The 17925-nt window shown below is 65.2% G+C and carries 18 protein-coding genes; 15 read left to right on the top strand and 3 right to left on the bottom strand.

The features are described 5' to 3' along the window. Positions 1-168: 168 nt before the first annotated feature. The 8 genes from MAAFP003_RS13590 to MAAFP003_RS13555 are packed head-to-tail and all read left to right on the top strand — an operon-like array spanning position 169 to position 8802. A complete protein-coding gene (locus MAAFP003_RS13590; RefSeq protein ID WP_096287678.1) occupies positions 169-1032 on the top strand; it encodes a mycofactocin-coupled SDR family oxidoreductase in 864 nt (287 codons plus the stop codon). A gap of 43 nt (positions 1033-1075) precedes the next feature. After that, positions 1076-2059 (top strand): thiamine pyrophosphate-dependent dehydrogenase E1 component subunit alpha, encoded by a 984-nt coding sequence (locus MAAFP003_RS13585; protein ID WP_096287676.1) that lies wholly within the window; start codon positions 1076-1078, stop codon positions 2057-2059. Positions 2060-2063: 4 nt separating this feature from the next. Next, positions 2064-3062: an alpha-ketoacid dehydrogenase subunit beta gene (locus tag MAAFP003_RS13580; RefSeq protein WP_096287674.1), complete on the top strand. Its 999-nt coding sequence runs from the start codon at positions 2064-2066 to the stop codon at positions 3060-3062. Beyond that, positions 3055-3291 carry a biotin/lipoyl-containing protein gene (locus tag MAAFP003_RS13575; RefSeq protein WP_096291134.1) on the top strand — a complete coding sequence of 79 codons (237 nt, stop codon included), beginning with the start codon at positions 3055-3057 and terminating at the stop codon, positions 3289-3291. The genes MAAFP003_RS13580 and MAAFP003_RS13575 overlap by 8 nt, the downstream gene beginning before the upstream one ends. Before the next feature lie 16 nt (positions 3292-3307). Then, a complete protein-coding gene (locus MAAFP003_RS13570) occupies positions 3308-4180 on the top strand; it encodes an enoyl-CoA hydratase-related protein (RefSeq protein ID WP_096287672.1) in 873 nt (290 codons plus the stop codon). A gap of 8 nt (positions 4181-4188) precedes the next feature. After that, on the top strand, positions 4189-5721 hold the full coding sequence (locus MAAFP003_RS13565; RefSeq protein WP_096287670.1) for an acyl-CoA synthetase: 1533 nt from the start codon (positions 4189-4191) through the stop codon (positions 5719-5721). Between the two features lie 22 nt (positions 5722-5743). Further along, positions 5744-7105, top strand: coding sequence for an aromatic ring-hydroxylating oxygenase subunit alpha (locus MAAFP003_RS13560; protein ID WP_096287668.1), 1362 nt, complete (start codon positions 5744-5746; stop codon positions 7103-7105). Continuing rightward, on the top strand, positions 7102-8802 hold the full coding sequence (locus MAAFP003_RS13555) for an FAD-binding protein (RefSeq protein WP_096287666.1): 1701 nt from the start codon (positions 7102-7104) through the stop codon (positions 8800-8802). Before MAAFP003_RS13560 ends, MAAFP003_RS13555 begins: the two co-directional genes overlap by 4 nt. Here the strand turns inward: MAAFP003_RS13555 and MAAFP003_RS13550 are convergent. Next, positions 8799-9638, bottom strand: a complete 840-nt coding sequence (locus MAAFP003_RS13550) for an enoyl-CoA hydratase-related protein (protein WP_096287664.1) — start codon at positions 9636-9638, stop codon at positions 8799-8801. The genes MAAFP003_RS13555 and MAAFP003_RS13550 overlap by 4 nt on opposite strands. 126 nt (positions 9639-9764) lie before the next feature. Between MAAFP003_RS13550 and MAAFP003_RS13545 the strand changes: the two genes are divergently transcribed. The 4 genes from MAAFP003_RS13545 (at position 9765) to MAAFP003_RS13525 (ending at position 13359) form a co-directional block, all read left to right on the top strand. Then, positions 9765-10622 (top strand): SH3-like domain-containing protein, encoded by an 858-nt coding sequence (locus MAAFP003_RS13545; RefSeq protein WP_096287662.1) that lies wholly within the window; start codon positions 9765-9767, stop codon positions 10620-10622. Continuing rightward, positions 10619-11317, top strand: a complete 699-nt coding sequence (gene scnC / locus MAAFP003_RS13540) for a thiocyanate hydrolase subunit gamma (RefSeq protein WP_096287660.1) — start codon at positions 10619-10621, stop codon at positions 11315-11317. The genes MAAFP003_RS13545 and scnC overlap by 4 nt, the downstream gene beginning before the upstream one ends. Positions 11318-11406: 89 nt before the next feature. Continuing rightward, positions 11407-11688: a thiocyanate hydrolase gene (locus MAAFP003_RS13535; RefSeq protein WP_096291133.1), complete on the top strand. Its 282-nt coding sequence runs from the start codon at positions 11407-11409 to the stop codon at positions 11686-11688. Between the two features lie 300 nt (positions 11689-11988). Continuing rightward, complete coding sequence (locus tag MAAFP003_RS13525; protein ID WP_096287658.1) at positions 11989-13359, top strand: DEAD/DEAH box helicase; 1371 nt, start codon at positions 11989-11991, stop codon at positions 13357-13359. A 10-nt stretch (positions 13360-13369) separates the two neighbouring features. Here the strand turns inward: MAAFP003_RS13525 and MAAFP003_RS13520 are convergent, their stop codons facing one another. Beyond that, positions 13370-13915: a class I SAM-dependent methyltransferase gene (locus MAAFP003_RS13520; protein WP_096291132.1), complete on the bottom strand. Its 546-nt coding sequence runs from the start codon at positions 13913-13915 to the stop codon at positions 13370-13372. 200 nt (positions 13916-14115) lie between these two features. Between MAAFP003_RS13520 and MAAFP003_RS13515 the strand changes: the two genes are divergently transcribed. Further along, positions 14116-14715 (top strand): TetR/AcrR family transcriptional regulator, encoded by a 600-nt coding sequence (locus MAAFP003_RS13515; RefSeq protein WP_096291131.1) that lies wholly within the window; start codon positions 14116-14118, stop codon positions 14713-14715. On the opposite strand, the gene MAAFP003_RS13510 is transcribed toward MAAFP003_RS13515, so the two are convergent. Continuing rightward, positions 14704-16512, bottom strand: coding sequence for an N-acyl-D-amino-acid deacylase family protein (locus MAAFP003_RS13510; RefSeq protein WP_096287656.1), 1809 nt, complete (start codon positions 16510-16512; stop codon positions 14704-14706). The two genes, MAAFP003_RS13515 and MAAFP003_RS13510, sit on opposite strands and share 12 nt — an antisense overlap. Positions 16513-16669: 157 nt before the next feature. Here MAAFP003_RS13510 and MAAFP003_RS13505 point away from each other — a divergent pair, with 157 nt between their 5' ends. After that, positions 16670-17338 (top strand): TetR/AcrR family transcriptional regulator, encoded by a 669-nt coding sequence (locus MAAFP003_RS13505; RefSeq protein ID WP_096287654.1) that lies wholly within the window; start codon positions 16670-16672, stop codon positions 17336-17338. Positions 17339-17369: 31 nt separating this feature from the next. After that, positions 17370-17840 carry a hypothetical protein gene (locus tag MAAFP003_RS13500; RefSeq protein WP_096287653.1) on the top strand — a complete coding sequence of 157 codons (471 nt, stop codon included), beginning with the start codon at positions 17370-17372 and terminating at the stop codon, positions 17838-17840. Positions 17841-17925: the final 85 nt, after the last annotated feature.

The following is a 17925-nucleotide window of genomic DNA, read 5'->3' as shown; positions in this document are numbered from 1 at the left end:
CTTGCTATTTTAGATATTCTAGTTACTCTAAGGGATATTGATAGCCCGGCCACTGCCACGTGCAGGTTTACGTGGAGAAGATGCGATGGAGCCGATCGTTGGTAACGAGCCGCCACGCGGGCCCCAACTCGGGTCGTTGGAAGTAGCCACCGGGACAAAGGATCAGCGATGGGCAGGGTAACGGGCAAGGTCGCCGTGATCAGCGGCGCCGCGCGGGGTCAGGGACGATCGCATGCGCGGATGCTGGCCGCCGAAGGTGCCGACATCATCGCGGTCGATCTGTGCGAGGACATCGACACGAACGAGTACCCGTTGGCCCGGCCGGAGGATCTGGACGAGACAGCACGGCTGGTCGAAAAGGAGGGACAGCGCGCGTTCACCGCGATCGCCGACGTCCGCGACCGGGTGGCCTTGTCCGCTGCGATCGATGAGGGTGTCGCCGAACTCGGGCACCTCGACATCGTGGTCGCCAACGCGGGTATCTGCCCGCTCACCGCGGGTCTGCCCCCGAAGGCGTTCGCCGACGCCGTGGACGTGGATCTGGTCGGCGTGCTCAATCTCGTACACGCGAGCCTCAAACACTTACAGGCCGGCGCGTCGATCATCGTGATCGGTTCCAACGCGGCATTCATGTCGTCGATGAACACCACCGGCATCGACGGCGGTCCCGGCGGTGCTGGCTATGCTTTCGCGAAACTGGCTGCGGCGCACTATGTTAACGACTTCGCACGGGCGCTGGCACCGTTCTCCATCCGGATGAACGCGGTACATCCGACCAACGTCAACACCGACATGTTGCACAGCCCGCCGATGTATCGCGCCTTTCGGCCCGACTTGAAAGAGCCGACGCGCGAGGACGCCGAACCGATTTTCCCGTTCGTCCAGGCGATGCCTATCCCCTATGTCGAACCCGAGGACATCAGCGAGGCGGTGCTGTTCCTCGCCTCCGACGCCGCGCGCTATATCACCGGACAGCAGTTGCGCGTCGACGGCGGCGGCTTCCTCAAGGTCAAGCCATGGTCGGGCGCATGACGGTGCTCGCACCAATCAGACTGCACCACAACGGAACAACGCGATGACCGCTACCGAATCCCGCGACGTCAACCGCCTCTACGCCTTGATGGTGCTGATGAAGGCGGCCGACGACCGGCTGTCCAAGGGCATCGGCACCGGCGAGTTCATGTGCGTGTACTGGCCGTCGCGTGGCCAGGAGGCGATCGCCGCCGCGATGGGTATCGCGCTGCGGCCCGACGACCAGCTGGTGACCACCTACCGCGGGCTGCACGATCTGATCGGCAAAGGTGTCCCGCTCGAGGAGATCTACGGCGAGATGATGGGACGCACGGTCGGTGCCGGTCGCGGCAAGGGCGGAACCATGCACATCGCCAAACCCGAGGTGGGAGTGATGCTTTCGACCGGTATCGTCGGTGCGGGACCGCCGGTGGCCGTGGGGCTGGCGATGGCCGCCAAACGCAAGGGGCTCGATCGCGTCACCGTGGTCAGCTTTGGCGACGGCGCCACCAATACGGGGTCCTTTCACGAGGCAGCCAACATGGCCGCGCTCTGGGATCTGCCGATGGTGTTCGTCTGCCAGAACAACCAGTACGCCGAAATGACGCCGACGCACGACACGATGAAGCTCGAGCGGGTCGCCGACCGGGCCGCCGGATACGGAATGCCGGGCGTTCGGGTCGACGGCAACGACCCGCTCGCGGTGCGCGCCGCGCTGGACGAGGCACTGCGGCGGGCGCGCGGCGGCGAGGGCCCCACCTTCATCGAGTGCGTGACATTCCGCTTCCGGGGCCACTATTTCGGCGATCGAATGCCCTACATCCCGAAGGAACAACTGGAAGCGGCGATGGCCGCCGATCCGGTGCCGCGCTTCCGGAGGCATCTCGCCGACGCCGGCATCGCCGACGAGCAGGAGCTCGCGCGCATTGACAACGAAGCGCTGGCCGCAGTGGAAGCCGCCCTGCAGACGGTGATGAGTGCGGAGTCCCCCACGGCCGACGAACTCGACCGCGACGTGTACGCAACTGCGATCAAGTTCCCGGTGTAAAGACATGGATGAAAAAGAGATGACGATGCGCGAGGCGCTGAACCTCGCGCTGGATCAGGCGCTGCAGGCCGACGACCGAGTGTTCCTGCTGGGTGAGGACATTGCGGATCCCGGTGCGTCCGGACCGACGGCGGGGTTGTCGACGAAATACGGGAACGACCGGGTGTTGGACACGCCGATCTCGGAGGCCGCGATCGTCGGTGCGGCGATCGGCGCCGCGATCGACGGACTGTTGCCGGTGGCCGAAATCATGATCATGGACTTCATCGGCATCGCCGCCGACCAGCTGATCAACAACGCCGCCAAGCTGCGGTTCATGACCGCCGGCCGCACCACGGCGCCGATCACCATTCGCACCCAGGTCTATGCGGGGCTGGCCACCGGCGCCACGCATTCGCAGAGTCTGGAGGCGTGGTTCATGCACATCCCGGGGATGAAGGTGATCGTGCCGTCCACCCCGCGAGACGGTAAAGGCCTGCTGGCCTCGGCGATCTTCGACCCCGACCCGTGCCTGTTCGTCGAGACGATCCGGCTGCAGGGCAAAAAGGGGCCGGTTCCCGTTGATCCCGGGTTCTCGATTCCCCTGGGCCAGGCCGACATCAAGCGGCCGGGCACCGATGTGAGTCTGATCGGCTACGGCCGCAGTGTGCACGAGTGCCTCGCGGCAGCGACTACCCTCGCCGACCACGACGTCAGCGCCGAGGTCGTCGACCTGCGCACCCTGGTGCCGCTCGACGTCGACACCATCGTCGAGTCCGTGCGGCGTACCCGCAGGGCCGTAATCGTCCACGACGCAGTGCAATTCGCCGGCCCCGGGGCAGAGATCGCCGCGATCCTGCAATCGGAGTTGTTCGGCGAGCTCGCCGCACCCGTGGAGCGGGTAGGCGCGCGGTTCGTGCCCAACCCGGCCGCCGCCGCGCTCGAGGCGCAGGTGTACCCGTCGGCGACCGGAATCGTCGAAGCGGCCCAGCGCACGGTTGCGAAGGCGAATGCGCATGGCTGACTTCGTTATTCGCATCCCCCGGGTATCGGTTGCGGTGTCCGAAGCCGAACTCACCGGGCTGCTGGTCGGCGCCGGCGAGCACGTCGAGGCGGGCACACCGATCTACGTGATCGCCACCGAGAAGGTGGAGCAGGAAATCGAAGCGGGAGCATCCGGCACCGTCCAGTGGACGGGCCAGGTCGGGACCATCTACGACATCGGCGCCGAAATCGGCGTCATCTCGTCATAACGGAAGGGCAAAGCATATGGACCTCAACGAGACTCGCGAACGCATCATCTACCAGAAGAATGGACCGATCGCGAAGATCATCCTCAACTGGCCAGAGAAGGCCAATGCGCAGGACCAGAAGCTGGCCGAAGAGGTCGACGCCGCACTACTGGACGCCGACCGCGACTACGACATCAAGGTCCTGGTGCTCAAGGCCAACGGCAAGGGTTTCTGCTCCGGGCATGCGATCGGCAACAATGCCGTCGACTACCCGTCGTTCGTGGAGAACGCGATGGTGACGGGCCACCCGTGGAAGGCGCAGTCGGATCTGTTCGTCAAGCCGACCCTGAACCTGTGGGAGTTCTCCAAGCCCACCATCGCGCAGGTCCACGGCTACTGCGTGGGCGGCGGGACGCACATGGGCCTGACCACCGACATCGTCATCGCCTCCGACGACGCCTACTTCTCTTACCCGCCGCTGCAGGGGTTCGGCATGCCGTCGGGTGAATGTTCGATCGAGCCTTGGGTGTTCATGAACTGGCGCCGTGCGGCCTACTACCTGTTCACCGCTGAGGTGATCGACGCGCGCAAGGCGCTGGAGGTCGGCCTGGTCAACGAAGTGGTCAAGCGCGAGGATCTCGACGATCGGGTGGACGCGATCGCCCGCCACATCGCCCAGGCGCCGCTGACGACGTTGATGCTCACCAAGGCCAATCTGAAGCGGGCCTGGGAGCTGATGGGCATGCGGGTGCACTGGCAGAGCTCCAACGATCTCGTCGCACTCGCCTCGATCAGCAAGGACGTACAGCAGCTGATCCAGACCGTCTTCAAGGACAAGGTGCTGCCGTCCGAACACGCGCGGCGTCAGGCCGCGGCCGCCGCACAGACCGACGGCGCCGCGGCGACGTAGGCCCGCTGGTGAACATCGCCGACCACGCGATCGCGCACGCACAGTCGCCGGCTTTGATTGCCGACGGCGGCGTGATCTCGTTCGGCGAGCTCTACGAGCGCAGCCGACGGGTCGCCGCGGCGCTACACGATGCGGGGTTGCGGCGCGGCGACGGTGTGGCCCTGGTGTTGCCGAATCGACCGGAGTTCTTCGAAATCACCTGGGGGTGCCAGCTTTCCGGGCTCTACTACACCGCCGTCAACACCCATTTCACGCCCGACGAGGTTGCCTACGTGATCGGCGACTCGGATGCCAAGGCGGTGTTCGTCGACGCGTCGATGCCCGAAATCGCGTCCCACGTAGGCGATGTCAACCCAACGGTCGGCGTCCACATCGGCGTCGGCGGCGAGCTGCCCGGTTGGACCCGATACGAGGACGCGCTGGCGGCGGCGGGTGCCGGCCCACCGTTGTCGGACGGATCCGAGATGCTCTACTCGTCGGGAACCACGGGCCGGCCCAAGGCGGTCCGCCGGCCGCTGCCGGTTGACGGCAACGGCTCCTGGGCGCAGTCGGTGCTCGAGCTGGCACTGATCCACAAGTACGGCATGGACCAATCGAGTGTGTACCTGTCCCCGGCGCCGCTGTATCACGCCGCCGGCGTGAACTACACGATGGCGGCCAGCCGGGTGGGTGCGGCGTCGATCATCATGAAAAAGTTCGACCCCGAGGCGGTCTTGCGACTGATCGAGACACACCGGGTGACGCACGCCCAGTTCGTTCCGACGATGTTCGTCCGGATGCTCAAACTGCCCGAGGCGGTGCGGCGCGGCTACGACGTCTCCAGCCTGCGCTGCGTCATCCATGCCGCCTCCCCCTGCCCGGTGGACGTCAAGCACCAGATGATGGATTGGCTTGGGCCGATCATTCACGAATACTACGGCGGCACAGAAGGATTCGCGGGTACCGTGATCGGCCCCGAGGAGTGGCTTGCCCATCCCGGCTCGGTCGGGATCCCGATGGCCCCGGGGCATGTGGTCGGCGACGACGGTCAAGAGCTTCCCATCGGCCAGGCTGGAGAGCTTTACTTCGAAGGTGGACCCGAATTCGAGTACTTCAAGGATCCCGTCAAGACCGTGTCGGTGTACAACGACCGCGGCTGGCGCTCCTTGGGGGACATGGGATACGTCGACGAGGACGGGTACATGTACTTGACCGATCGGTCGACGTTCACGATTGTCTCCGGCGGGGTGAACATCTACCCGCAGGAGGCGGAGAACCTTCTGGTGATGCATCCCAAGCTGGTTGATGCCGCAGTCTTCGGCGTTCCCAACGACGAGTTCGGCGAAGAGGTCAAGGCCGTCGTGCAGCCCGTTGCCGACGTGGACGCCGGGCCTGACCTGGAGGCAGAGCTGATCGCGTATTGCCGGGCCCACCTGGCCGGCTACAAGTGCCCGCGCACAGTCGAATTCGACCCGGAATTGCCTCGCGATCCGAACGGAAAGCTCTACAAAAGGCGCATTCGCGAGCGTTACTGGCAGGGGCGGGCATCACGAATCGTGTGACGCTGACACAAGGGATGACGAGATGGCTGTAGAAGCAGGTTCGAGACGCGCGAACTGGACGGCGTTACCGGTGCCATGGGCGGTGGCGGCCGTCGATCGAATTCCCAAGCAGCGCTACTACGACGCGGATTTCTACGCGCTGGAGGCCGAGATGTTGTGGCCCCGAGTGTGGCAGATGGCCTGCCGGCTCGAGGAGATACCCAAGCCCGGCGACTACGTCGAGTACGAGATTCTCGACGAGTCGATCATCGTGGTCCGGGTCGACGGCGAGACGGTGCGGGCTTATCACAACGCCTGCCGCCATCGCGGGGTAAAGCTGGTGGAAGGCAACGGGAATCGGCGTACCTTCGTGTGTCCGTTTCACGGCTGGTGCTGGGGCTTAGACGGCCGCAACACCTTCGTACTGCGGCCCGAGGCGTTCGCCGCGAACAACATGCGCCGAGATGACCTCGCACTCGTGCCGGTCCGCTGTGAGCTCTGGGGTGGTTGCGCGTGGATCAACCTCGACAACGGTGCGCCGGCGTTGCGGGAGTGCATCGAACCGTTCGCGTCGATCTATGACGCATGGCAGGTGGAAACGCTGCGCACCGAGTGGTGGCAATCCTGCCGACTTCCGGTGAACTGGAAATTGGCGACGGCGGCATTCATGGAGGGTTACCACGTTCCGCAGACGCACCCGCAACTGCTGCCGTCGAGCATGCCCACCACCACCGCGAAGCCCGGCCTGGCACAGACCAACCTGTATTTCATGCGGACGCTCGGCGAAGGCATGGCGGGCATGACGCATGAGAACGACGTCCGGATCGCCGAGGGCTTGCAGAACATCGACCTGCCGGTTGATCCCGCCGAGGCCATGGTCACCTGGCGCAGGACACTCAACGACGCCATCGTCGGCTGGCATCGGGCGCGGGGCTGCGATATGCCCGATCTCAACGAGTTGGAGCGGCGCGGCATCACCGAGGCAATCAATTTCGCTTTCCCCCACTACTTTTTGCTGCCGCAATACAGCAGCGCCTCGTCGTACCGGATCAGGCCGTTGGGGCCCGAGGAGACCCTGTTCGAGATCTGGTCGCTGACGCGGATCCCGCCGGACCAGGTCACCGGCAAGCCCACCCCACCGGAACCCATGGCACCCGACGACCCGCGCTGGCCGCCGATTCCCGCCCAGGACTTCTCCAACTTGCCGCGCCAGCAAAAAGGATTGCATTCCAAGGGCTTTGAGTTCATGCGGCTGTCCGACCAGATCGAAGGGTTGATCTCGAACTTCGAGCGGGTAATCGACGGGTTCCTCGCCGGCCTACCCCACGACGCGCTGGTTCCCGCGATCCAGAAGACCAACACCACGATCGACGTCCCAATCGCCGATCTCGGGTTCAGCTCATGACCACGCAGTGGGACCGCTCGGTGGACCTGCTGATCGCGGGCAGCGGCGGGGGCGGCATGGTGGCGGGCCTGGCGGCGCTGGACAGCGGACTGGAACCCCTGATCGTCGAAAAGCAGGCTCTGGTTGGCGGATCGACCGGGCTTTCCGGCGGGATTGTCTGGCTGCCCAACAATCCGTTGATGCGTGCCGACGGCATCGCCGATTCGCACGAAGACGGCCTGGCCTATCTGGCCGACGTGGTCGGCGATATCGGTCCGGCTTCCTCGCCGGCGCGCCGGGAGATGTTCCTGACCGCGGGCTACGAGATGATCAATTTTCTCAGCCGCAAAGGCGTTCGGTTGATCCGCTGTGCCGGCTGGAGCGACTACTACCCGAATCACAAGGGCGGCAACGAGTCCGGCCGCGCCGTCGAGGGAATCCCGTTCGACGCCGCCGAACTCGGCAGCTGGTACGACAAGGTTCAGCCGCCGCTGGCCAAGAGTTACGGGTACGTGGTACTCACCAACGAGCTTCGTTCGGTTCAGTACTTCAACCGTGCGCCCCGCGCATTCGCGGTCGCCACCAAGGTGTTCCTGCGCACCGCCGCGGCGCGTGCAAGGCGCGCACAGATCCTCACCAACGGCGCCTCGCTGATCGCGCAGATGCTCAAGGTGCTGATCGACCTGGGCGGTAATCAACCGCCACTGTGGACGGGCACCGCGATGGAAGACCTGATCGTCGAGGACGGCCGGGTCGTCGGCGCTCGCGTCAACCGGGACGGCGTCGCGCTGAACATCGAGGCGCGCAAGGGAGTTCTGCTGGCCGCCGGCGGCTTCGGCCACAACAAGGAGATGCGCCGCCGGTACAGCGGCGACCAACCCAATGAAGGCCAGTGGTCGATCGCCAACGCCGGTGACACCGGCGAAGTGCTGGAAACGGCAATGCGGCTCGGCGCCAAGACCGATCTGCTGGACGAAGCATGGTGGCTTCCTTCGGTTTTCATCGCAAACGGAGGAGCAGTCGCCGCATCTCTGGGCTCGGGACGGCAGCGTCCCGGCGCCATCTACGTCGATTCGACCGGCCGTCGGTTCTGCAACGAATCGAACTCCTACGTCGAAGTGGGCAAGGCGATGTACGCCAACAAGGCGGTCCCCTGCTGGATGATCTTCGACGACGGATACGTGCGTCGTTATGTCACCAGCTCCAATCCGCTGAAACGCAACCAGCACCTGCCGCCCGAGCTGATCGAGAAAGGCGCCGTCAAACGCGGCGCCACGATCGCCGACCTGGCCCGCCAGATCGACCTGCCGGCCGATGAGTTGTCGCGCACCATCGAACGGTTCAACCGTTTCTCCGCCAAGGGATTGGATCCCGACTTCGGACGTGGGCAGTCCGCCTACAACGACTGTCTCGGTGATCCGGGATATCGACCGAACGCCGCGATCGGGCCGCTCGACCGTGCGCCGTTTTACGCGACGCGTGTTCTGCCATCCGATGTCGGAACATGTGGCGGTGTGATCACCAACGAGCACGCCCAAGTGCTGGATCAGCAGGACCAGGTGATCGACGGCCTGTACGCGACGGGCAACACCACCGCGACGGTAATGGGCCGCACGTATCCGGGTGCGGGCGCGAGCATTGCCAGCTCGATGGTGTTCGGTTACGTCGCGGCACGGCATGCGGCCGGGCGCAAAATCGCCGGCGAGCAAAGCCGCTAGGAATTCTTGTCGTCGCGGTCGACGAAATCGCGTGGCTTCATGCCTGATTGCATCAGTTCGGCTCGGCGTGCCTGGACGTCGGTCGCGGCGCCGACCATGTTGGTCAGGATGTGGCTGACCTGAAGGTGCACCCGCATGCCCATCAGTTCCCATGCGCGCTTGACGTTGTTCTTCACCGCCATCAGTGTGGTCAAAGGGATTTGGGCGATTTTGCGCGCCATCTCCTCGACCGTGTCCTCGAGGTCGTCGCGCGGCACCACCCTGTTCAGCAGCCCCCACTCGAGAGCCTGCTGGGCGGACAGCGTCGGCGCCAGCAACAGCCAGTCCATGGTGCGATGCCAGTTCATCAGCAACCACGGCTCAATCATGGTGTGGCCGCCGGGTTCTCCGAGGCTTTGGGCAAGCGGCATCTGGAAATACGCGTCATCGGACGCCACGCAGAAGTCGGTCAGCAGCCCGAGGTAGATTCCGCCGCCCATGCAATAGCCGTGAATCTGCGAGATCGTCGGCTTCGGGAATTCCCACAAATACAGCGTGGGCCACAGAAATAGATCGGCGGTCCCTTTGTACAGGTCCTCGAAGGTGTTTCCGAAATCGGGATAGGGGTTTTCGTCCGGCCCCCAGCGGGCGACGTGGCCGCCGCAGAACCCCTTGCCGTTGGCTTTGAGGATGACGACCTTGATCTCGCTGTCGCGGTCCGCCTCGTGCAGGCAATTGTCGACTTCGGTGACGAGCACGGCATCCTTGGTATTGGCCTTGTCGACCCGATTCAGAATGATCCGCGCGATCGGCGGCTCGCGTTCGTAGATGATCGCTTCGAGGACGCGACGCTCCATCGGTTCGACATTACCCTGCGCGCAATTGGTTTTGCGGTTGCGTGATCTTGACGAGTGGAGTGAGCTGTATTGGGTGCGCACCGGGCTGTGCACAGGCCTAGATCGCGACGCATGAATGGAGCCGATATGGCGACTCCTTATGACCGCGCGGAGCGCCTGGATCTAGTCGCCAGGCTCAAGTCCTCTTACCCGGAACTCCCCGACGCACCCACCCCCGATCTGATCGATCACGATCGTTTCGCCGCGTACGTCAAGACACCGCACGACGTCGGCGGCGAGCCGGATGCCCCGATCGAATACGAGAACAAGCAGTACGAGATCTGGGAAGAGAACACCTACATCATGTGCGAGGTTCTCGGCTGGCGCGGTATCTGGTTGTCGGAGGAGCGGCGGCGGATGGGCAATGTCGACCTGGGCCGCGCGATCTATCTTGGTCTCCCTTATTACGTGCGCTGGCTGCTCGCCGTCGTGCGCGTGCTGGTCGAGAAACACCACATCGGGCTCAGCGAATTAGCCGAGCGCATGATCGAGGTGAAGGCCCGATACGAAGGGGGTCTGCAGGGCAAGGCATTGGAGGCCAAGCCCAAATTCGAGGGCGATCCCGCCAAGGTCGAACGCAACGAACACCACCTTCGCGCCGTCGGCACTGGCGACCCGCAGATATTCGCCGGTCAGGCCGGCGAGCCGAAGTTTCGGGTCGGAGACCGGATCGTGGTGAAGGAGCTGCCCATTCTGCTCTATACCCGAACCCAGGAGTATGTGCGGGGCGCGACGGGTGAAATCGCCGCCGTCACCTATGAAAGCCCCGCCGCCGAAGACGAGACCTGGGCCGGCCCCGATCAAAAACCCGAGTGGTTCTACATCGTTCGGTTCAACCTCGCCGAACTTTGGCATGCCTACACCGGTCCCAGCAACGACACCCTGCAAACCGAGATCCCCGAGCGATGGCTCGAAGCGGCCGGATCCGAGAGGGCATCGGCATGACCGATCACGATCACGATCGCACCGCCGCGCCGATGGTGGACGAGATCACCGACTTCGAGGTCCTTGAGATCGCCCTTCGCGAATTGTGTATCGAGAAAGGGATTTTCACCGCGGCCGAACACCGGCTGATGACCGAGTACGCCGAACAGATCGGTCCCACGCCCGCCGCGCGCCTGGTGGCTAGGGCGTGGCTTCAGCCAGCGTTCAAAGACTTGGTCGTTGCCGACCCGCTCGCAGCCAGCAAGGAAGTCGGCGTCGACTGGCTGCAACCGACGGGGTTCGGAACGCCCAGCGATTTCACGGCGTTTCACGTTCTTGTAGACACGCCCGTGCTGCACCACGTGATCGTGTGCACGCTGTGTTCGTGTTATCCCCGTCCGATCCTGGGCAATTCGCCCGAGTGGTACCGCACACCCAACTTCCGGCGGCGCATCGTGCGCTGGCCGCGCCAGGTACTCGCGGAGTTCGGGCTCTATCTTTCCGAGGACGTCGAGATCCGGGTGGAGGATTCCAATCAGAAACATCGTTTCATGGTGATGCCCGTACGCCCCGAAGGAACCGACGGCTGGACCGAGGACCAGCTGGTCGAGATCCTTACTCGCGATTGTCTGATCGGCGTCGCGCTGCCCAAGGCGGGGGTGACGACGAACGCGATCACCGCGACACGGCCCGCCACCCATCCGGTCAGCGACTGATCACCGCGGGTGGCCAGGTGAACAGTTCCGACCCGTCCACGATCGCGCCGTTGGCGAAAATTGTTGAACGCAACCAGATATGGGCCCGAATGGCCGCGAAGTACGGCGTCGAAAATCCGGTGCCGCCCTGGAAGACCAGCCTGGACGGCATCTGCGACGCACTTGACCAAAGTGCTTGTGGCTCAGAGGTACTCAACTTCGTCGAACGCCGCAACGAAGAGGACGCGCTGTCGGCGACGATCTACGCCGACCTGCCCTACCCGGAAAACCGGCTGGTCGCCCTGGCGCACTCGCTGGTGGCCCGCGGCGTCATCGGTGAAGTCGAGCTGGCCGAGCGACTGGCGGCAGTCCGGGCCCGGCTGGAAGCCTGACCACACGTGCAGCGACGAACATCACAACCCTCCAGCGTCGTCTTTTTCGTCGCGTGCGCTAGGCTGTGAACAACGTTGGTCTCATCTACCTCGAATACCGACGACGTCGTGGAACGCTTCCTCATCCTCCGGTGCCAGCTCAAAGTCTGAGCCCAACACCGCATCCAGATGACGTGCATCCGCACTAGCTTGTCTCGCGGCGATCGATTTTGCCGACCGGCAATCTCGCCACCATAGTGCTGATGGCCGCACGATGTACTCGTCGCCGGCTCGGCACCGATGCCTGAAAGGCACCGAAAAGTGACTACCGACAAAACATTTGCCGATCTCGGCGTGCCACGACCGATCGTCGGCGCACTCGCCAAGCGCGGCATCGAACATCCATTTCCGATTCAGGTCGAAACCCTTCCGGACACGCTGGCCGGCAGGGACGTGCTGGGCCGCGGGAAGACCGGCAGCGGCAAGACCCTTGCCTTCTCGATCCCGTTGGTCAGCCGACTCTCCGACGGAAACCGGCGCCCCTCGCGGCCATCGGGTTTGGTGCTCGCGCCGACCCGTGAGCTGGCGAGCCAGATCACCGCGACGCTGGAACCGCTGGCAACCGCATGCGGTCTGCGCGTCACGACGATCTTCGGCGGCGTTTCGCAATCTCGTCAGGTGAGCGCGCTGAGGGCCGGCGCCGACATCGTGGTGGCCTGCCCGGGCCGGCTCGAGGATCTGATGAAGCAACGGCTGATCAGCCTCGAGGCGGTCGAGATCACTGTGATCGACGAAGCCGATCACATGGCCGATCTCGGCTTCCTGCCCGGCGTCACCCGAATTCTGGCCGCGACGCCCAACGGCGGCCAGCGGATGCTGTTTTCGGCGACCCTGGACAACGGCGTGGACAAGCTCGTCAAGCGGTTCCTCCGCGATGAGGTGTCACACGCCGTCGACAGTGCCGACTCGCCGGTATCCGCGATGACCCATCACGTGTTCCACGTCGCCAACGCCGAAGCCAAGAAGGAAGTCGTGCACCGGCTCGCGTCCGGCACCGGGCGCCGGATTCTGTTCATGCGCACCAAGCATCAGGCCCGCAAGCTCGCCAAGCAGCTCACCGAATCGGGAGTTCCGTCAGTCGACCTGCACGGCAACCTGTCTCAGCCCGCCCGCGAGCGCAACCTGGCGATGTTCGCCTCCGGTGGCGCCCGGGTGCTGGTAGCAACCGATATCGCCGCCCGCGGCGTGCACGTCGACGAGGTCGAACTCGTCGTGCACATCGACCCGCCCGCCGAGCACAAGTCCTATCTGCACAGGTCCGGGCGCACGGCACGGGCCGGCAGCGCCGGTGACGTCGTCACCGTGGTGTTGCCCGAGCAGCGACATGACACGCAGACATTGATGCGCAAGGCCGGTATCAAAGTCGCCCCTCAGCAGGTGACCGCGACATCGGAGGCGGTGCAAGCGCTCGTCGGCGAGGTCGCGCCCTACCAGGCGCCGGCGCCCGCCGCTGCGCCATCGCGCCCGCCCCGGCAGCACCGACCGAACGAGGGCGGCCACCGCCGCCGTCAGGGTGGCACTCGATCCGCGAAAGCCAATACCGCGCGCACCGACTCGGGGGCGCCGCACCGCACCGCGACACCGACCCGGCGGGTCGAACATCGCCGGCGATCCAGCCGCGCGCAGGGGTGATTCGCGGGGCTCAAGCCCGGGCCAGCAGCCAGGCTAGGCCCTGGCTCTCGCCTGCGGCGATGACGCCCAGTGCGCCGAAGGCCGACGCTAGCTCGCCCGGAGCCGCGCGAAACGGTCCCGGTTCGGCCCCGACTTCGCTGAGCGCCGCCGTGGCCAGCAGGCCGCCCGGCGCCAGGCGATCGATGAGCGCCTGGTCGAGGCGCCGGTCGCGGAATCTGTGGCAGACGATGACGTCGACGGGTGGGCCGTCCGGCAGCCCGTCGTCGAGGTCCACAACATCGAAACGGCAGCGTGCGTCAACTCCGCTGTGCCGGGCCAGTTCCCGGGCTTGGCCAATGCCGACCGCGGAGACGTCGAACCCGACGACCTGCAGGCCCCGCTGCGCCAGCCAGACGCTGGCGAGCCCCCGGCCGCAGGCGACGTCGAGCGCCCGCCCGGTTGTCGGGAAAATATCCGCATAGGTGGCGAAGGCAGCAGGAGGCCCGACCGCCGCGCCGGACGCCGGTTCCTTACTCGTGTACCGCTCGTCCCAACGGCGCTGGTCCTCCCGGGTCACAGCCGTCACCTTACGACTCCTACGGCACGCGAACCGCAGAGTCGAAAGTTCTGGACAACTGTCTGCGTTTGACGCTACGGGTCGGCGCTCGCGTATCCACCGATCGAGGCGAAACAGACGCCGTCGACGCAGTACCGGGACGTTTAACCGTCCTGGGACGCGGTGGTGGGCCGGGGGTGGCCGTTTTCTACAGTGGACGGGTGTCTAGAGAAGTGGCGCCTGCCGCCCGGTCGGCGGACGGTGCCGCAGGTGCGCGCCGCTCGGATCGCCGGCCAGGACAGACGATCCGCAAGGTCCTCGACGCCGGCCTGGCCGAACTGCGCGAATCGTCGTACGCCAACCTGACGATGCGGGCCGTCGCGGCGCGGGCCGGGGTGTCGCCGGCCAGCGCCTACACCTACTTCCCGTCGAAAAGCGCTCTGGTGGCGGCCGTCTATCTGCGCTTTCTGCGTGCGCTGCCGCTGCATACCGACGTCAACAACACCACCAAGACCAGGGTGAGCGCGACACTGCGGGACATGGCGGTGGCCGTGGCCGACGAGCCCGAGCTGAGTGCCGCCTGCGGAACGGCCTTGATGGCCGACGATCCGGCCGTTGCGCCGCTGCGCGAACAGATCGGCGAAGAAGTGTCCAAGCGGATCGCCGCCGCGCTGGGCCCGGGCTGGCCGCGCGCCGTGAAAACCACCCTCCAGATGACGTTCGCCGGCGCGCTGATGACGGCGCGATTCGTCAGCTACGAGGAGATCGCCGGGCAACTCGACGAGGCGGTCAACCTCATCCTGGGAGCCTCAGTTGCCTGATGAGCCTGCCGCACAAGTGGATTGACTGTTCAGGCCCACCGGTGTCAGCGTCCGGGCCGGCTCGCCGGCCCGCAGGAACTGGCCGAACCGCTGCTTGCCCAGCACCGGCGAGGCCTGTCCCGCGTTGAACACGGATTGCCCGGACACGAACACGTGCGTGACGGTGTCGTCGTTGCGGTTCACCATGCGCGACAGCCCGCCGTAGGACTCGACCGGTTGCTCGGCATACGCATCCAGCGATTCGTCGAGCTTGTCCGGGTCGATCACCACGATGTCCGCCCGGTCGCCTTCACGCAAGGTGCCCGCGTCGATCCCGTACCAGGCTCCGAGCTCGCCGGTGAGCCGGTGCACTGCCCGCTCGACCGACAGGAACGGTGTGCCGCGCTTCGCGGCGTCGTTCACCTGGCGCAACAGCCGCAGGCCGGAGTTGTAGAACGCCATGTTGCGCAGGTGCGCGCCCGCGTCCGAGAACCCCATCTGGACGCATGCGCTTTGCGCCAGCTTCCTGAGCAATTCGGGCCGGTGGTTGGAAATCGTGGTACGCCAGCGCAGCGCCTCGCCGTGCTCGAGCACCAGATCGAGGAACGCGTCGACCGGGTGCAGGCCGCCGCGATCCAGCCCAACCTGCCCGAAAGACTTGCCCACCACCGATTCGTTGGGGCACGCCACGATGTCGGCGTCGAAGAAGTCACGGTGCCACACGCGCGGTCCGTATTTCTGGTCGTAGTCCTTGCGGAACTGGCGCCGGTAGTCCTCGTCGCGGATCAGCTCGTTGCGGGCAAGCTCGTCCTGCAGATGCAGCGCGGCGGCGCCGGAGCCGAATTCTTCGAAGATCACCAGCGAAATCCCGTCGGCATACACTTCGAACGGCACCGGCAGATGTTGCCACCGAAAGTCACCGCCGAGTCGATTAACGACCCGCGCCGCGGCTTCCATCAGGTAGATGACCGGTGGCAAGGCCTTCACGTCGGCGGCCGACAGCAGACTGGTTTTGAGGCGACGGCGGCCCACCCCGAGCGAGGTCGCCAGCTGGGAGAAGATCGACAGCGGATTCTTGATGTCGGGACCGGACTGCAGGATCTTGTTGCGCCGCCGCAGAATAGCGTTGAGCCGACGCAGTTCGCGTGGCGTGGCGTAGGTCGACGGCAGGGTGCGCGACCTGCACACCTCACCGTCGAGCTTGTCGAAGAGCAATTGCTGAGAGGACATCCCGACGAAACCCTCGTCGAGCGCCTCGGTCAGCATCGACTCCATCCGCGCCAGTTCGCCCGCCGACGGCCGGATGTCCTTGCGGGTCGCCCGGTCGAGCCCCATCGTCGCGGCCCGCATATCGGAATGGCCGATGAACGCGGCCACGTTGGGGCCCAGGTTCAGCTCCTCGAGGGCGGCTACATACTCCTTCGGGCTGCGCCACGACCGGGCCTTGTCGAGCTGCTCGATGACGTAGCGGCGCGGAATCGCCTCGACGCGGCCGAAGATGTCGCCCGCGTCGACGTTGTCCAGGTACACCGTGGACAGCGAGCAGGAGCCCAGCAGCACGGTGGTGACACCGTGTCTCAGTGACTCGGAAAGCGCTGGTTCACAGAGTGTTTCGATGTCGTAGTGGGTATGGATGTCGATGATCCCGGGGATCACCCACTGTCCCGTTGCGTCGATGACATCGGCGCCGGTCGTGTCCAGCGCCTCGCCGGTGATGGTGGCGACGCGGCCGTCGCGCACCCCGATGTTGCGAACAGCCGACGGCGCGCCGGTTCCGTCGAACCAGCGTCCATTCATGATCACGGTGTCGTACTGCATGTTTCAGGCCTCCCGATTAGGAGTGAGCATACACACCGCCGATAGTGTCTTGTCATTGGTTGGCGGGTCGGCTGAGCGCGTCAGCAACGATCGTCTAGCTGCGACGATATGATCTAGCGGTGATGAGCACCGACAACATGTTTGCCGCTCGCTAGCTATGCGCAGTCACGGTTGGGCCGGGAACACGCCCGCCTCCGATGAGGAAGCGATCGAGCGAATCCTGGACGCGGCGGACAAGATCATCGACGAGCGCGGCTCGGCGATGCGGATCGCCGATGTCGCCCGAGCTCTGGGTGTGACCCGGCAAACCGTGTACCGGTACTTCCCCGGGACTCAGGCATTGCTGGTGGCGAGCGCGATGCGATCGGCAGACGGCTTCCTCGATCATCTGGCGGCTCACCTCAAAGGCATCACCGATCCCGTCCTGGCGGTGACAGAGAGTTTTGCGTTCTGCGTCGAGCAGCTGGCTTCCGACAATCAGCTGGAGTTGGTGCTGAACCGGCGCCACCGCGGAGGTCAGGCGATTTCCATCGTGTCGGATACCGCGCTGGCCTTCGGGCGATCGATGCTGCACCGCTTCGATATCGATTGGGAGCAGCACGGTTTCGACGACGCGGGCCTGGACGAGTTGAACGAGTTCACCCTTCGGCTGCTGCACTCGTTCCTCGCAGACCCCGGCCGGCCCGCCCGCAGCGGCGCGGATCTTCGGCGCTACCTGGTCCGCTGGATCGGACCGGCGATCGCCTACCCGCAAATCGCCCAGGCGATGGACCCGCTGCGGACTCCTGAGCCGCGCGCGCGGCGGCGGCCATCGGCGGCGTCCTGATCCGGGATCAGCCACTCAAAGAGGAGTGACCATGGTCGGACTTGGACAGCTCGCGTTGGACAGCGCACCGGCTTTCGGCGGTGTCTTACTGGCGCTGGCGGCCGTGCAATTCCGGGGTCCCGACTATCGGCAATTGATCCAGCAGGACATGGATCTGCTGGATCGCCTGCCACCCGAGGCCAGCGAGAGACGCGATGCGCTGCGCCGCTCGATCGATGCCAGGGTTGACGACTTGGTCGACGCAGCGAACCGGAGCCGTGCATTGCGCCGGGCCGCGATGTCGTACCAGGGCAACTGGCGCGATGTGGTGGTGATGTTGTGCGCGGTGCTCTTCACAATCGTCTGGTGGGGCGTCGACCACAGCCGGGGCAACTGGTTGCCGATGTTCATCCTGCTGATCCTGCTGTGCGTGGTGGCGGCCGGCTACGCGTTTCGTGGCGTGCTGCGTGCGGGCAGCGCTTTTCTGCACCGGCATAAAGGTGATCAGGACACACCAAAGTAACTGCGCGACAACGACTTCACTAGTGCCCGGCCCGGCGCGGGCGACTTACCGGCAGATACGAAAATGAGCAGGCGCTGGCGGCGAA

This window comes from Mycobacterium ahvazicum, assembly GCF_900176255.2.
Lineage (GTDB): Bacteria > Actinomycetota > Actinomycetes > Mycobacteriales > Mycobacteriaceae > Mycobacterium > Mycobacterium ahvazicum.
Note: the sequence above shows the minus strand (reverse complement) of the source record. Positions and strands in the feature narration are given on the sequence as shown.

Bases quoted from the DNA above. Each gene is read 5' to 3' on its own strand.
- MAAFP003_RS13575 (WP_096291134.1), top strand. From the start codon at position 3,055: ATGGCTGACTTCGTTATTCGCATCCCCCGGGTATCGGTTGCGGTGTCC.
- MAAFP003_RS13560 (WP_096287668.1), top strand. From the start codon at position 5,744: ATGGCTGTAGAAGCAGGTTCGAGACGCGCGAACTGGACGGCGTTACCG.
- MAAFP003_RS13510 (WP_096287656.1), bottom strand. From the start codon at position 16,512: ATGCAGTACGACACCGTGATCATGAATGGACGCTGGTTCGACGGAACC.
- MAAFP003_RS13585 (WP_096287676.1), top strand. From the start codon at position 1,076: ATGACCGCTACCGAATCCCGCGACGTCAACCGCCTCTACGCCTTGATG.
- MAAFP003_RS13580 (WP_096287674.1), top strand. From the start codon at position 2,064: ATGGATGAAAAAGAGATGACGATGCGCGAGGCGCTGAACCTCGCGCTG.
- MAAFP003_RS13550 (WP_096287664.1), bottom strand. From the start codon at position 9,638: ATGGAGCGTCGCGTCCTCGAAGCGATCATCTACGAACGCGAGCCGCCG.
- MAAFP003_RS13535 (WP_096291133.1), top strand. From the start codon at position 11,407: ATGGCCGCGAAGTACGGCGTCGAAAATCCGGTGCCGCCCTGGAAGACC.
- MAAFP003_RS13500 (WP_096287653.1), top strand. From the start codon at position 17,370: ATGGTCGGACTTGGACAGCTCGCGTTGGACAGCGCACCGGCTTTCGGC.
- MAAFP003_RS13545 (WP_096287662.1), top strand. From the start codon at position 9,765: ATGGCGACTCCTTATGACCGCGCGGAGCGCCTGGATCTAGTCGCCAGG.
- MAAFP003_RS13570 (WP_096287672.1), top strand. From the start codon at position 3,308: ATGGACCTCAACGAGACTCGCGAACGCATCATCTACCAGAAGAATGGA.
- MAAFP003_RS13590 (WP_096287678.1), top strand. From the start codon at position 169: ATGGGCAGGGTAACGGGCAAGGTCGCCGTGATCAGCGGCGCCGCGCGG.
- MAAFP003_RS13555 (WP_096287666.1), top strand. From the start codon at position 7,102: ATGACCACGCAGTGGGACCGCTCGGTGGACCTGCTGATCGCGGGCAGC.
- scnC (WP_096287660.1), top strand. From the start codon at position 10,619: ATGACCGATCACGATCACGATCGCACCGCCGCGCCGATGGTGGACGAG.
- MAAFP003_RS13505 (WP_096287654.1), top strand. From the start codon at position 16,670: ATGCGCAGTCACGGTTGGGCCGGGAACACGCCCGCCTCCGATGAGGAA.